Origin of the sequence: Nostoc sp., assembly GCF_036917535.1 — a bacterium.
In the GTDB taxonomy this organism is placed as follows: Bacteria; Cyanobacteriota; Cyanobacteriia; order Cyanobacteriales; family Nostocaceae; genus Nostoc.
Window position 1 is genome coordinate 170,414 of the sequence record NZ_JBALDA010000082.1, and the last position, 14,653, is coordinate 185,066.

Genomic DNA, 14,653 nt, shown 5'->3' on the forward strand with positions numbered 1-14,653 from the left:
TCAAATTGGTATCAAAATATCTATAGCAATCCTAAATGAGTTATGAACAAAAAGATCCCCGACTTCTTCAATAAGTCGGGGATCTGAGCCTCTTGGTGTTTGCGACTCAAATAAGATTGCTATATTTGTCTTTTTAGTGAACAATAATATTCCTTGCCCAAGCAGATTTTATTTAAGTCCAGCAAAAAGTGAATGGGCAAATAAAGCGGCTTGAGTGCGATCGCGTAAACTCAACCGACTGAGAATATTGGTAACATAATTCTTAACAGTGTTTTCTGAAAGAAACAGGGATTCAGCAATTTCCCGGTTATTGGCTCCACAAGCAATTAACCTCAATACATCTAATTCTCTAGCCGTGAGTTGGGACAATTCTGGAGGGGGTTGCACAGACGGGACAGGTGCAGCAATCGGCGTGAGTGCTTTCTCAAACAATCCCGGGCCGAGTAGGGTTTGTCCCTTGTAGACAGATCGAATTGCCAACATTAACTCATCTGGTTCGGTGTCCTTGAGTAAATAGCCCTTTGCACCCAGCCGCATCGCCTGAAAAACATACTCATCATCATCAAAGGTGGTGAGGACAAGAACCTTAATGTCAGGATATTGTTGAGCGATCGCTTTTGTGGTGGCAACTCCATCCATCACGGGCATCCGAATATCCATTAGCACAATATCGGGTTGCAGCGCGGCAATCACCTCGAGTGCCCGTTGTCCATTCTCCGCCTCACCGATTACCTGCATCTGCTCATTCGACTCAAGCATACTCTTAAGTCCCTGGCGAATAAGATGCTGATCGTCAACTAATAAAATCCGAATCATAAGCTAAAACACCAACAGCTTTGAGAGTGGCAAAGAAACAGAAATACAGCAACCTGTTCCTAATTGACTGTGGAGATTCAACTGTCCGCCCAGTGCAACTGTCCGTTCTCGCATCCCTTGTAATCCAAACCCGGTTGTATTTTGAGTGGGGTTGAATCCTTTACCATTATCTTCGATTGACAGATGAATCATTCCAGCGTGAGCCAGAAGTTTAACGGTGACATTTGTCGCCTCGGCATGTTTGCAAATATTTGTCAGTGATTCTTGCACAATGCGGTAAAGGGCCGTGTTTACTTCTGTTGGTAAAATGTGTGGCAGGTCAATTTTACAGGATGGTTCAATACCTGTGGTTTGCTGAAAATCTGTCAGCAGCTTTTCAATGGCTAATTCGAGAGATTGCCCTTGCAAAGGATTTGAACGCAAAACCGAAAGCGATCGCCGAATTTCTAGCAGCGCCTCAGCCCCCAGTTCTTTTGCCTGTTTGAGAAATGTCAATGCTTTATCATTATTTGATTGCCAAAACAACAGAGTATTATTAATCTGAATGGTTTGGGCGGCGAGAGTGTGTCCTAACCCATCATGAATTTCGCGGGCAATTCGGTTGCGTTCCTGCAAGGTTGCCTGATCTTCAATCCGTAGCGCATACTGACACAGTTGTTGATTGGTGATCTCTAATTGCTGATGAGCAATTTCTAACTGCTCTCGACTTTGGCGTTCTGCAAGCAGGGCATTAATTAACAATAAAGCGAATACTAACGTTAAGCTAAATAATAATATATTACTTAATCGCCAATCCCAAGACATGGCGATCAGCTTATCTGGCATAAAATTCTCAGGTACAATCGGTTTTGATAAAAGCAGTGTTCCATAGGTAAGCAGAGATAAAATCAAAACAGCCAACTGTCCCGATCGCTTAAATATAAGACAACTCCGCATTACCAGTACCAGACATAGCAGGAAAACGGAGCGAGGAGATAAGCTATGTTGAGTTGCTGGCAGCAAAATTAAACTGAATTCCAGGGCTGTATAAATTAATTTGCTTTCCAGCTTAACCATTGGTAGCCTCAAACCCATCAAGCTGAAAGTGGCGATCGTCAGAACTCCTAGCGGCAAAGACCAGGACAACTGAAACGGCAGCAGAACTTCCATAAACACTGCCGTGGCTAATAACAGCCACTCTAAGTAAAGCAACAGACGGAAAGATGGGTAGGTCAAGCTAACCATAGAACTGTTCCAACTCAATGGTCTTTGTAACAAAACCATAGGTATTTTCACTATTTTAGAGGGAAATAGGTGCAGAAGACAGGAAGGTGAGAGATAAGTGCTGTTGAGATGAGACTCTCTTTCTATATAACAAATCTGTCTATAGTATCGGTAGAGCCGTTCCGACTAATTAATTATTTCTAAATTAGGAAAAAAGTCACAATTAATAGAGTACTTTTTTACTGGTCAGGTTAGGAATTCTAGCTCATGTGCCAACTCATTCCAACTTTTAAGATTAGCTAGTGTGAGTAAAGCAGCAACTTTTTAAACATCTTCTCACCGAAATTGAGTAAAAACAGTCCGATTACACACAACAAAAACTAAAGAAGTAAATGATTAAAAAACAGATAATTTTACCAACCCTGCTCCTTGCAACTATCCTAATTGGAGGAATGACAGGTTGCAGCAGTTCTAAATCTCCAGATGTCTCTCAAGGGAATGATTCTGGTACAAAGGTATCTGATACTTCTACGACGAACTCTTCAGCAGCGAATACGCCAGAACGCGCTCAAAAGCGTGAAGAAATTCGCAAGCAAGTTGAGGCAGTTCTTACCCCCGATCAGGTAAAGGAATTGTCAACGAAATTACAAAACGGCGAAAGAATGCGTAAAGCAGTATTGAGCCTAAATCTTACTGCTGAACAAAAGACTAAAATTCAGGATATATTTAAGACTGCTTATCCCCATCGCAAAGGAAAATCTCAAGATAATTCCCAGTAGTTTTATCAAAACAGAATTCAGAAGTAATGATCTGTTCTTGAGGTATTCAACCTTTCATTTATGGGATTCTGAATTCTGGATTATTCTTCAATAATTAAAGTATGTTTAAACAAAAATTGCTCGTCAAGATAGAACTGGCTGTTATAGCCGCAATCTTTGTAGGAACTAGTTTATACACTTCCAAAGCTATAGGTAAACCACAACCTAGCTCTCAAAAACTGGTGGATGAGGTATGGCAAATCCTAGATAAAAATTATGTTGATGTCAGCTTTAACCATCAAGATTGGCAAGCAATTCGCCAGCAGTATATTAGCCGTTCCTATAGTTCCAAGAAACAGGCTTATGGAGCGATTCAAGAAATGGTAGCGAAATTAGGCGATCGCTACACCGAGTTTTTTGACCCCCAAGAATTTAAAGCCCTAAATAACGATATTTCTGGCAATCTCAGTGGTGTAGGGCTGGAACTGGCAGAAAATCAAAAAACTAAAGCCTTAACCGTTGTCGCCCCAATTCAAGGAACCCCGGCTTTTAAAGCGGGTATTTTGCCGGACGATGTAATTGTCCAAATTAACGGTGAAAAAACTCAGGGTATGAAAATTGAGGATGCGGTGAAGCGGATTCTCGGCCCGGTGGGAACCAAGGTAGTACTCACGATTCAACGGGGTAGCCAATTGCAAACTTTCAAACTTACTCGTGCCAATATTGCTATCCATCCTGTAACTTTCAACACGCAAACAACAGCATCTGGTAAGATTGGTTACATTCGTTTGCCAGAGTTTACGCAAAGCGCCCCAGCAGAGATGCATCAGGCAATTCAAGCATTAGAAAAACAACAAGTGCAGGGCTACGTTTTAGATTTGCGTTCCGATCCAGGCGGATTGCTGGATGCAAGTTTGCAAATTGCCAGTATGTGGTTGAAGCAAGGGGCGATCGTGTCTTTGATAAATCGAGACCAAGTGAAAGAAAGTTACAATGCGTCGGGACATCCCCTCACCGACAAACCCTTAGTGATACTGGTTGATAAGGGATCTGCTAGCGCCAGCGAAATTCTTTCGGGAGCGCTGCAAGACGACAATCGCGCCACCTTAGTAGGGACTCGCACTTTCGGTAAAGGTTTAGTTCAAGCCGTAGAGCCACTGGAAGATGGTTCCGGGCTGAAACTAACGATCGCCAAATACTACACACCAAAAGGTCGAGATATCAATCATGTTGGCATTGCCCCAGATATTAACGTGGAGTTAAGCGAGGCACAACAAAAAGCCTTAGTGCAAAACCAAACCTTGGGAACATTAGCCGATCCTCAGTATGCTAGCGCTGTTGCTGACCTGAGTAAATTGATTCAGTCTGGGGCCAATCATCTGAGTTTGCAACGTGGTAAATAAGTACTATGGTCAACAAGTTATCGTAATTCGTAATGACGCTCCTGCGTCGCTAACGCTGCGCTAACGTAATTCGTAATTGAATTATAATTGCAACTCTGAATTAATTGAATCACGAATTACTCTGTTAGGAACTATAGTTTTCTATCATGCCAACCCGCAAAGCCCAACGACTTGAAATTTGTGAACCAGTCCCAGGTCTGCAAATCCTGGTTCAACTTAGTAACACTCCTTTAGTACGGACAGTCATCGCTATTGTTACTCACCATCAGCTAGCGATCGTTGGGTTTGTATTTGTTACCACCTTGGTTTTTTCGATCCGCGAAAACGCCCCCTGGCTGACAGTACCTAAACAGGTAGCGATTGAATTCTTTTCTGCTGTATCCCAGTCTCTAGCTGCTTTATTAGGGGTGTTAATTGTTTTCCTTACTTTTACTAGTCAGTTGATCGCTCAAAGGAGGTATGAGGACTACTATACACTTCAGATTCAGATTGACCAACTTATTCGTCTAACTCAGTCTCTTCCCCCGGAACTCAGTAATTTTGATAAAACTCTGATCGCACTGATTAACTATTTAGTTCCTTTGCATTTAAAGGATTTCCCAGTCTGGTCAACTAGCTCTCAGGTGCTACCTTGGGACGAACTTTTAGATAATTTCAAGAATGAATATGAATTGACGCAAGTGCAGCAACAATACTCTTTAGCTACCCATCTGCACCAACAACAAATTTTATTGGTCATCAATAATATGGAGGAAATTCTGGAAAGATTTTCCAGACTTTACAATCGCATCTTAGAGATGAGCCGTTTCATTCTCGCAATTGTAAAGTTGTCCTTTCTTCTGGGAGTTTCTCTCGTGTTTTTGCTGTTATTTGGCATTATCGATTTGCAAAGGAAGTTTCCCGATCTCAGCCTACCTGTAATTGTTTCTCTAGCAGTTTGGGTATTAATTGCTCTTTTGGAGTTAGTACTTGATACCTGGTTTTTATATAAAAATGTCTATGGCTCGTCGAGTCATTATCTGCATTTTTTCCCAAATAAAAAATATCTTAATTAATAGGTAGCTAACTCACCATGAGTAACTTAACATTCTTAGACACCAAATCTAATAATACAAGCAAAGCATCTCAATTTACAACTGATACAGTACGTGCTTATCTTCAAGAAATTGGGCGAATACCTCTATTAACCCAGGAGCAAGAAGTTTTTTTTGCCCAACAAGTTCAGCAAATGATGAAAATACTTGCTGAATCCGAAAAACTGACTGTTGAATTAAAGCGGACACCTACACTGTCAGAATGGGCTGACCAGATGCAGTTAAACGAACAAGAACTACTTCAAAAGCTAAATCAAGGGAAAAAAGCCAAGCAGAAAATGATGGCGTCTAATCTCCGGCTTGTGGTGTCAATTGCCAAGCACTATCAAAGACGAAACTTAGAACTGATGGACTTAATTCAAGAAGGTACTTTGGGTTTGGAGAGAGGAATTGAAAAATTCAATCCGGCTCTCGGATACAGATTTTCAACCTACGTTTACTGGTGGATTCGTCAAGGAATTACTAGAGCGATCGCTCAACAAGGACGCGCAATTAGATTACCCATTCATATCAATGAGAAGTTAAATAAAATTAAGCGCGTTCAGCGAGAGTTATCTCAAAAACTGGGTCGTGTTGCTACCACTACAGAAATTGCTCATGCACTTTCTTTAGAGCCTAGTCAGATTCGAGAATATCTAACTTTGGCTCGTCAAACTATCTCTCTCAATCTTAAAGTTGACTCAGACAGAGATGTGAAGTTAGAAGATTTAATCGAAGATTATAGATATTCAGAAAATGGCTATAATTCTGAACAATTTATTAATCAGGAAGTTGAAAGTTTGTTGTCAACTTTGTCTAAACAACAACAAGAAATCTTAAACTTGCACTTTGGTTTGAAAGATGGAGAGGAACTTTCTCTAGAACAAATTGGTCAGCGCATGGGTATTAGTCGCGAGCGAGTCAGACAGATAGAAAAACAAGCTCTCCAACTTCTATATCGGCAGCTAAGAAGTAATAAGTAAATATAGGCAAAAAAACAAAGTATTGAATTAAAATTATAAAATATTTTAAATATAATTACTGAATAAAGTATTTAAAAATATTATTAGTTTGATTTAAAATTGACAAAATTATCATTATTTGACAAGGCATATCGAGCAAACCAGAAAAAACTAATTATTCAGATGTACCTTTTCAAATGAAATTAGTATCAGTTAGAGTTGAGGTATAAAGGATTTTACGGCTTTTAATTAACTAAAATATATTGGGGGTTCTGATGAACCATGATATTTCTAACGATTTGACTGAGAATAGTATAAAACCAGAGATACAGCGATCGCCAAAAAAGAAAAAGATTCGTTTGATATTTTTGGGAATGATATTGCTGGCTGGGCTGGGTTTTTTGGGTATTTATACAGGTGCAGCCAAATCAGACAAAGCTGAAAAATCTGGGCGTAATAAACAGCAAGTGACACCTGTAACTGTGGCAATGGTGACACAAAAAACGGTTCCGATACAATTGCAGGCGATTGGTAATGTGCAATCGGGGTCTACAGTATCGATTACGCCTCAAGCTAGCGGACGGATCGTTGGAGTTTATTTCAAGAAAGGTCAAGATGTGAAAAAGGGGCAACTTTTATTTACCTTGGATGACCGAGCACAAACTGCTGCGATCCAGCAAGCTCAAGGAACTGTAGCAAAAGACCAAGCCTCGGTACAACAAGCAAGAGCTACATTAGCTAGAGACTTGGGTCAGGTAGACCAAGCCAGAGCGACTTTAATCAAAGACCAAGCCTTGGTACGACAAGCCCAAGCGAATTTGGCTAAGGATCAAGCGCAAGCACAATTTGCTCAAGGACAGAGCGATCGCTATAGTGCATTGTATAAGAAGGGCGCGATTAGTTTAGATCAAGCACAGCAATACGTTTCCAATAGCAAATCGGCGACAGCAACACTACAAGCAGATCGAGAAGCGATCGCTAATGCTGAGGCTGTTTTGAAAAGCGATCGAGTGGCGCTGACTAATGCTCAAGCTGTTGTCAAGGGCGATCAAGCTGCGATCGTGAATGCTCAAGCCGTTGTCGTTTCAGACCAGGGAGCATTAGACAATGCCAAAGTGCAATTGTCTTACGCCAAAATTTATGCCCCAATTGATGGTCGCGCGGGGAATGTTTCGGTGACTCAGGGGAATGTGGTGCAAGCCAACAGCAGTGCTTCACTGACTCAGGGAAACGCCTTGGAAAGCAACAGTACGTCTGGTACGACTAGCAGCACAACTCCACTTGTTACCATCACCCAAATTCGCCCGATTGAAGTTGCTTTTTCCATTCCCGAAACAAATCTACCCCAGGTGCAAAAGTATATGCACAATGGCAAGTTGAAGGTAGATGTCACATTCCCCAATAGTCAAGGTCATCCGACACCAGGCGTTTTGACATCTGTCAATAATACGGTTGATAACACTACAGGAACAATTCAACTGATTGGTCAATTTGACAACGCTCAAGGAGACTTGTTTCCTGGTCAATTTGTGAACGCAACGTTAACACTGACTGAAGAACCGAATGCCACGGTTGTTCCCTCCCAAGCCGTACAGAATGGCCCGGATGGACAGTTTGTCTTTGTAGTTAAGCCAGACATGACAGTACAAAACGTCCCAGTTACAGTTAGCAGCACCATTAATGGACTAGATGTAATTCAGAAAGGGCCGCAACCAGGCGATAAAATTGTTACCGATGGTCAAGCGAATCTCGTTTCGGGTAGCAAAATCCGCATCAAAACGGCTGGCAATGATTCAAATGCAGGTGAAAATTCCTCGAAATCAAGAAGAGGCAGGGGGGTAAGGGGTAGAGAGCAGGGCGGAGGTGAATCATGAACCTTTCAGAACCATTTATCCGCCGCCCAATCATGACAACTTTGGTGATGGCGGCGATTTTAATCTTCGGTTTCATGAGTTATCGCTTGCTACCAATCAGCGATTTACCAAGTGTGGATTATCCCACAATTCAGGTAACTGCCGCCCGACCGGGAGCCAGCCCCGAAACAATGGCAGCATCAGTTGCCCGTCCTTTAGAAAAGCAATTTTCCAGTATTGCTGGACTCGATTCGCTTAACTCAACTAGCACTCTGGGACAGACTCAAATTACCCTGCAATTTAACTTGAGTCGGAATATTGATGATGCAGCGCAGGATGTGCAAGCCGCAATATCGGGAGCATCGGGGCAAATTGCTGACGATTTACCCAATCCTCCGACTTACAGTAAGGTTAACCCCGCAGATCAACCGATTCTCTACCTTTACCTGGACTCTCCCACATTGCCCCTTTCTCAGGTAGATAATTATGCTGAGACTTATCTGGCGCAAAAGCTATCTACAATCAACGGGGTGGCACAGGTAGCCGTCTATGGTTCCCAAAAGTATGCGGCTCGAATTCAACTCGATCCGCAGCAATTGGCAACGCGGCAAATTGGGCTAGATCAGGTGGCAACGGCGATTCAACAGGGTAACGTCAATTTACCCACCGGCAGTCTTTCGGGAAATCACAAGAATTTTACAGTCCAGACTAACGGGCAACTTGAGGATGCGGCTGCTTATCGCCAGTTGATTGTGTCTTATAAAGATGGAATGCCCATCTATCTCAATCAACTGGGTAGGATTATTGACAGTGTAGAAAATGACAAGATAGCAAGCTGGTACAACAATACCCGTGCGATTATTCTCACCATTCAAAGACAGCCCGGAACCAATACGGTACAAGTCGTAGACACGATTAAAAAATTACTTCCAAATTTGAGCGACCAGATTCCGGCATCCGTGGAAATTGGGATTCTTTATGATGCGTCTCAGTCAATTCGCGATTCAGTGGATGATGTCAGATTTACGTTGATTTTGACGATCGCTCTAGTTATCTTAGTGATTTTCCTGTTTTTGCGGAACCTCTCGGCGACGGTGATTCCCAGTTTGGCATTACCCGTTTCCCTGATTGGTACTTTTGCGGTGATGTATTTGCTGCACTACTCACTAGATAATCTGTCGCTGATGGCGTTGACCCTTTCGGTGGGCTTCGTCGTGGATGATGCGATCGTCATGCTAGAGAATATCGTCCGTCACATGGAAATGGGGGAACGTCCCTTAGAAGCGGCGTTAAATGGGTCGAGAGAAATTGGTTTCACAATTTTATCGATGACCCTTTCTTTGGTTGCAGTTTTCATCCCCATGTTGTTCATGAGTGAAGTTCTGGGACGATTATTTCATGAATTTGCTGTAACGATCGCAGTTGCAATTCTCGTATCTGGTTTTGTGTCTTTGACTTTGACTCCGATGTTGTGCAGCCGTTTCCTGCGTCCTGTGGATCATGCTAATCAAAGTCGGTTATATCAAGCTTCCGAATATGTATTTGATCGCTTCCTAGCTCTCTACGATTGGAGTCTCAAAAAAGTCTTAAAATATCACTTTACGACGATGATTTTATCTGTCGTTCTCTTGGTGGTAACAGTTGGGTTGTTGGTGGTAGTTCCCAAGGGCTTTATTCCTAGCGAAGATACCGGACAAATTACAGGCGTTACGCAAGCAGCCCAAGATGCATCCTTTGATAATCTTGTCCAGCATCAGCAGACAGTTGCTGACCTGATTCGTCAAGACCCAAATGTAGATGCAGTCAACTCCAATATTGGGGCGGGAGCGAGTGCTAGTGGCAGTGGGGCAGCAGTTGCAGCCAATTCCGGGAGTTTATTTATTCGGTTAAAACCGCGATCGCAGCGCCAGCTTGGTGCTGACGAAATCGTGCAAAATTTGCGAACCAAACTCGCCACTGTTCCAGGCATCCAAGTATTCTTACAAAATCCCCCAGCGATACCCATTGGCGCTCAACAAACCACAGGACTTTATCAAGTAGCACTCCAGAGTTCTGATGTCAAACCCTTACAAGAATATGTTCCCCAACTTGTTCTTAAGATGAAGGAGATGACAGAACTTCAGGATGTCAACAGCGATTTACAATTTGCTTCCCAGATTCAAATTGACATTGACCGCGATAAAGCCTCAACTTATGGGATTACCGCCGAGCAAATCGAAAATACCCTGAGAAATGCCTACGGTTCTTACCAAGTGTCAACCATCTATGCAGCGACCAATGAGTATCAGGTGATTTTGGAATTAGCACCCCAGTTTCAGCAGGATATTAACGCTCTATTAACTTTATACATTAACTCCAGCACCGGAGTAGCGGTTCCTCTGAAGACATTCGCCAAACTATCTCAGGGAGTCAGCCCGTTAATGGTCAATCATAACGGTCGGATGAACGCTGCCACCATTTCCTTTAACCTCGCTCTCGGTGTTTCTTTGGGAAATGCCAACCAAGAGATTGAAAAACTGATCGATCAGGTGATTCCTGCTAGCATTAGTACTAGCTTTCAGGGTGCAAGCCAGGTATTTCAAAGTTCACTGCCGAGTTTGGGTTTATTGTTAGCGATCGCCATCTTAGTAATTTATCTGATTTTGGGCGTTCTCTATGAGGATTTCATTCACCCGATTACAATTCTTTCCGGTTTGCCTTCAGCAGGTTTTGGGGCATTGTTAACGCTGATATTATTCCATGTCGAACTCAATGTTTATTCCTTCATCGGCATAATTCTTTTAGTGGGCATCGTCAAGAAAAACGGGATTATGATGGTGGACTTTGCTATCGAAGCCCAGCGAGAAGAATTGAAAAAACCTTCTGAAGCAATTTATCAAGCCTGCTTGGTGCGCTTCCGCCCAATTATGATGACGACGATGGCAGCATTAATGGGAACCTTGCCCATAGCGATCGGATTTGGCGCTGGTTCGGAATCCCGCCGTCCTTTAGGTATTGCAGTTGTAGGCGGACTAGTGTTTTCTCAAATATTGACTTTGTATTTAACACCCGTCTTCTATATCTACATGGAATCATGGCGGAAAAAGCTTAGTCAAGTTAAATTCCGGCGGGTATTTTCATTTTCAGATGAGCGATCGTGATGTTCAATTTTCTAAACGAACCGCAAAGGACACAAAGGAAGAGATAAATAAGTTCAAGAAGCAGTGCAGGAGTCGTTAGAGATATTTATAAATCACAGATAGAGCCGTTGCACCCATCACACATTTATTAAACTCACGGTTGACATTATATTTCAACACAGTTGGGTTAAGCATTTCTTCCTTTGCGCTCTTTGCGTCCTTTGCGGTTCGTTTAATAAAAATTGACTTTAAAAAAGAGTTAAGCCTTAACCCAAGACTATTGCCTTATATTTTTATATTTAGCGATCGCATCGCCATCACATTTCTGGGAGAACAAAACTCATGAACCTTTCAGAACTCTTCATCCGTCGTCCAGTCATGACCACTTTGGTAATGATGGGTATCCTCATCTTCGGTCTCATGAGTTATCTACTGTTACCCATTAGTGCCCTACCCAACGTTGAATATCCTTTTATTTCTGTCTCTGCTAGTCTCCCTGGTGCTACCCCGGAAACAATGTCATCTTCGGTCGCCGCACCTCTAGAAAGACAGTTTACCGAAATTGCCGGACTTAATTCATTCAATTCCACCAGTTCCACAGGTAGCACCAACATCTCCCTACAATTTGACTTTAGCCGCAGAGTGGAAGATGCTGCCAAAGATGTACAGGCGGCAATCTCAGCCGCAGCCGGACAACTGCCAGCCGGAATGCCTCACCCGCCTACCTACCGCAAAGTTAACCCATCTGTCTCACCAGTTATTTACCTCTATATGTATTCTGAGACACAGCCAATCTCGACAGTAGATGAATACGCAGAGGTAACAGTTGGTCAGCCGATCTCGATGATTGATGGTGTTGCTCAGGTACAGGTGTATGGTCAACAGCAATATGCAGTCCGCGTCCAGCTCGATCCACGAGAATTGGCATCGCGGGGAATTGGTCTAAATCAGGTAAAAACTGCAATTCAACAGGGAAATGTCAACTTGCCAATCGGCAGTCTCTCTAACACTTACAAAAGTTATACGCTTCAAGCGAACGGTCAACTCACCGATGCTGCCAGCTATCGCCAGCTGATTGTAACTTATAAAAATGGTGCGTCTGTGCGGCTTCAAGATTTGGGGCAGGTGATTGACAGCGAACAAAACGTCAAAGTCTCGAATTTGTATAGCGATCAGAAGGTGACAAACCGCCATTCTGTTGTTCTGGCTGTACAGCCACAGCCGGGAGCTAATACTGTAAATATTGTTGATGCTATTCAGAAACTTTTACCTACACTCCGCGAACAAGTTCCCAAATCCATTGAAATGGGGATTATGTATGATCGCTCCCAAACAATCCGAGCTTCTGTCAATGATGTGAAATTTACCTTAGTTCTCTCGGTTTGTCTAGTTGTCTTGGTGATTTTCTTATTCTTGCGTGACATCACTGCTACCCTAATTCCCAGTTTGGCGCTACCTATAGCGATTATTGGCACTTTTGCTGTCATGTATCTATCGGGCTTCTCCTTAGACAACCTCTCCCTGATGGCGTTGACCCTCTCTGTGGGGTTTGTGGTGGATGATGCGATTGTTGTGTTGGAAAATATCGTTCGTTATCGAGAAATGGGCGAATCTCCCCTAGACGCGGCATTGAAGGGATCGAGGGAAATCAGCTTCACAATTTTGTCAATGACCCTCTCCCTAGTGGCGGTGTTCATCCCGATTATGTTTATGAGTGGAATAATCGGGAAATTATTTCATGAATTTGCCGTGACGATCGCTGTGGCAATTTTGGTTTCGGGTTTTGTTTCCCTCAGTCTCACTCCCATGTTGTGTAGTCGCTTTCTGGGTTCACATCAGCAAACGCCAAATCTGCTGTATCGAGTCTCAGAAGGGGCATTTGATTTACTACTGCGGGGATATGATTGGACGCTCAAGCCCATTTTAAAATACCGCCTGATGACACTCATTGGTTCTGGTATTTTGCTGGTAATGACCGTTTATTTGTTCGTCATCGTTCCCAAAGGATTTATTCCAACCGAAGACACTGGACAACTGACGGCGAATACCAAAGGAGCGCAAGATATTTCTTTTGATGATATGCGGCGTCACCAGCAAAAGGTTGTTGATATCATTCGTCATGACCCCAACATTGAAGCAGTTGACTCGATTGTGGGTGCAAGTGGCCCGAACGGTTCAGTCAACTCTGGGCGAATTACGATTCGGCTCAAGCCACGTTCTCAACGTCAACTGAGTGCTGACCAAATCATTCAAGAACTAACTCCCAAGTTGAGACGTGTAGTTGGGGTTAAGACATTCCTCCGTTCTCCACCAGCTATTCCCATCGGTGGGCAACAAACTAATTCTACTTATCAGTTCACGTTGCAGAGTTTGAATTTACAAGACTTGCGCCAATACGTTCCTAAACTTGTAGATAAAGTTAAAACCCTACCAGGACTCCGGGACGTTGACAGCGATTTACAACTCAGCACTCCTCAAATCCAAGTCCAAGTTGACCACAACAAAGCCACAATCCTTGGCATTAGCGCCCAACAAGTTGAACAAACCCTTGGTGCTGCCTATGGTTCTAGCCAGGTGTCAACTATCTATACCCCAAATGACCAATTTTATGTAATCTTAGAAGTGAAACCGGAGTTTCAGCGAGATCCTAGCGCCCTATCGATGCTTTATGTGCAATCGAGTACTGGGAAACTGATTCCCCTGAGTGCGATCGCTAATATAACTCAAAATGTCGGCCCTCTCAGCGTCACTCACGTTGCTCAACTCCCCTCTGCAACTATCTCTTTTGATACGCTCCCAGGAACGTCTCTAAGTCAAGCTACAGATGCCATCAAGCAAGCAGCCAGTCAGGTGTTACCCTCAACAATTACCCCCAGCTTTCAGGGTTCAGCCCAAACTTTTCAACAGTCCTTCAACGATTTAGGCGTGCTGTTGTTGGTGTCTATTGTAGTCATCTACCTGATTCTCGGTATCCTATATGAGGATTTCATTCACCCAATCACCATTCTTTCCGGTCTGCCTTCCGCGGGTTTTGGCGCATTACTAACGCTGTTGATTTTCCAGGTTGATTTAAATCTTTACTCTTTCATCGGCATTATCCTGTTAGTGGGCATCGTCAAGAAAAATGGGATTATGCTGGTGGATTTTGCCATTGAAGCGCAGCGAAAGGAAGGGAAAAATTCTTTTGATGCCATCTATGCCGCTTGCTTGATTCGCTTCCGTCCGATTATGATGACGACGATGGCAGCTTTGATTGGGACATTACCTATTGCTTTGGGAACAGGAGTAGGTTCAGAAGCGCGTCGTCCTTTGGGAATTGCGATCGTAGGTGGATTAGTGTTCTCTCAAATATTGACTCTCTATCTGACTCCTGTGTTTTACATTTACATGGAGACATGGCGGAAAAAGCTGAGTATGCAAAATCAGAAAGCTAAAAAAAAGCATCTGCCAGCAGTTAAAAGTTAAT

The 14,653-nt window shown here is 43.1% G+C and carries 9 protein-coding genes; 7 read left to right on the forward strand and 2 right to left on the reverse strand.

Translation table 11 applies throughout. The annotated features are described in order from the left end of the window. Positions 1 to 168: 168 nt before the first annotated feature. Both V7K56_RS26560 and V7K56_RS26565 read right to left on the reverse strand, forming a co-directional pair. Complete coding sequence (locus V7K56_RS26560; RefSeq protein ID WP_334915231.1) at positions 169 to 816, reverse strand: response regulator transcription factor; 648 nt, start codon at positions 814 to 816, stop codon at positions 169 to 171. Between the two features lie 3 nt (positions 817 to 819). Continuing rightward, a complete protein-coding gene (locus V7K56_RS26565) occupies positions 820 to 2,040 on the reverse strand; it encodes a sensor histidine kinase (protein ID WP_334915233.1) in 1,221 nt (406 codons plus the stop codon). 371 nt (positions 2,041 to 2,411) lie between these two features. Here V7K56_RS26565 and V7K56_RS26570 point away from each other — a divergent pair, with 371 nt between their 5' ends. The 7 genes from V7K56_RS26570 (at position 2,412) to V7K56_RS26600 (ending at position 14,652) form a co-directional block, all read left to right on the forward strand. Beyond that, positions 2,412 to 2,798: a hypothetical protein gene (locus V7K56_RS26570; protein ID WP_334915236.1), complete on the forward strand. Its 387-nt coding sequence runs from the start codon at positions 2,412 to 2,414 to the stop codon at positions 2,796 to 2,798. A 101-nt stretch (positions 2,799 to 2,899) separates the two neighbouring features. Then, positions 2,900 to 4,180 carry a S41 family peptidase gene (locus V7K56_RS26575; protein ID WP_334915238.1) on the forward strand — a complete coding sequence of 427 codons (1,281 nt, stop codon included), beginning with the start codon at positions 2,900 to 2,902 and terminating at the stop codon, positions 4,178 to 4,180. A 146-nt stretch (positions 4,181 to 4,326) separates the two neighbouring features. Then, positions 4,327 to 5,235, forward strand: a complete 909-nt coding sequence (locus V7K56_RS26580; RefSeq protein ID WP_334915240.1) for a hypothetical protein — start codon at positions 4,327 to 4,329, stop codon at positions 5,233 to 5,235. 17 nt (positions 5,236 to 5,252) lie between these two features. Next, on the forward strand, positions 5,253 to 6,236 hold the full coding sequence (locus V7K56_RS26585) for an RNA polymerase sigma factor, RpoD/SigA family (protein WP_334915242.1): 984 nt from the start codon (positions 5,253 to 5,255) through the stop codon (positions 6,234 to 6,236). Positions 6,237 to 6,490: 254 nt separating this feature from the next. Further along, a complete protein-coding gene (locus V7K56_RS26590; RefSeq protein ID WP_334915244.1) occupies positions 6,491 to 8,089 on the forward strand; it encodes an efflux RND transporter periplasmic adaptor subunit in 1,599 nt (532 codons plus the stop codon). Next, positions 8,086 to 11,208 carry an efflux RND transporter permease subunit gene (locus V7K56_RS26595; protein WP_334915246.1) on the forward strand — a complete coding sequence of 1,041 codons (3,123 nt, stop codon included), beginning with the start codon at positions 8,086 to 8,088 and terminating at the stop codon, positions 11,206 to 11,208. The genes V7K56_RS26590 and V7K56_RS26595 overlap by 4 nt, the downstream gene beginning before the upstream one ends. Before the next feature lie 321 nt (positions 11,209 to 11,529). Next, positions 11,530 to 14,652: an efflux RND transporter permease subunit gene (locus V7K56_RS26600; RefSeq protein WP_334915248.1), complete on the forward strand. Its 3,123-nt coding sequence runs from the start codon at positions 11,530 to 11,532 to the stop codon at positions 14,650 to 14,652. Position 14,653 lies beyond the last annotated feature (1 nt).

Bases quoted from the DNA above. Each gene is read 5' to 3' on its own strand.
- V7K56_RS26580 (WP_334915240.1), top strand. From the start codon at position 4,327: ATGCCAACCCGCAAAGCCCAACGACTTGAAATTTGTGAACCAGTCCCA.
- V7K56_RS26575 (WP_334915238.1), top strand. From the start codon at position 2,900: ATGTTTAAACAAAAATTGCTCGTCAAGATAGAACTGGCTGTTATAGCC.
- V7K56_RS26560 (WP_334915231.1), bottom strand. From the start codon at position 816: ATGATTCGGATTTTATTAGTTGACGATCAGCATCTTATTCGCCAGGGA.
- V7K56_RS26595 (WP_334915246.1), top strand. From the start codon at position 8,086: ATGAACCTTTCAGAACCATTTATCCGCCGCCCAATCATGACAACTTTG.
- V7K56_RS26585 (WP_334915242.1), top strand. From the start codon at position 5,253: ATGAGTAACTTAACATTCTTAGACACCAAATCTAATAATACAAGCAAA.
- V7K56_RS26570 (WP_334915236.1), top strand. From the start codon at position 2,412: ATGATTAAAAAACAGATAATTTTACCAACCCTGCTCCTTGCAACTATC.
- V7K56_RS26600 (WP_334915248.1), top strand. From the start codon at position 11,530: ATGAACCTTTCAGAACTCTTCATCCGTCGTCCAGTCATGACCACTTTG.
- V7K56_RS26590 (WP_334915244.1), top strand. From the start codon at position 6,491: ATGAACCATGATATTTCTAACGATTTGACTGAGAATAGTATAAAACCA.
- V7K56_RS26565 (WP_334915233.1), bottom strand. From the start codon at position 2,040: ATGGTTAGCTTGACCTACCCATCTTTCCGTCTGTTGCTTTACTTAGAG.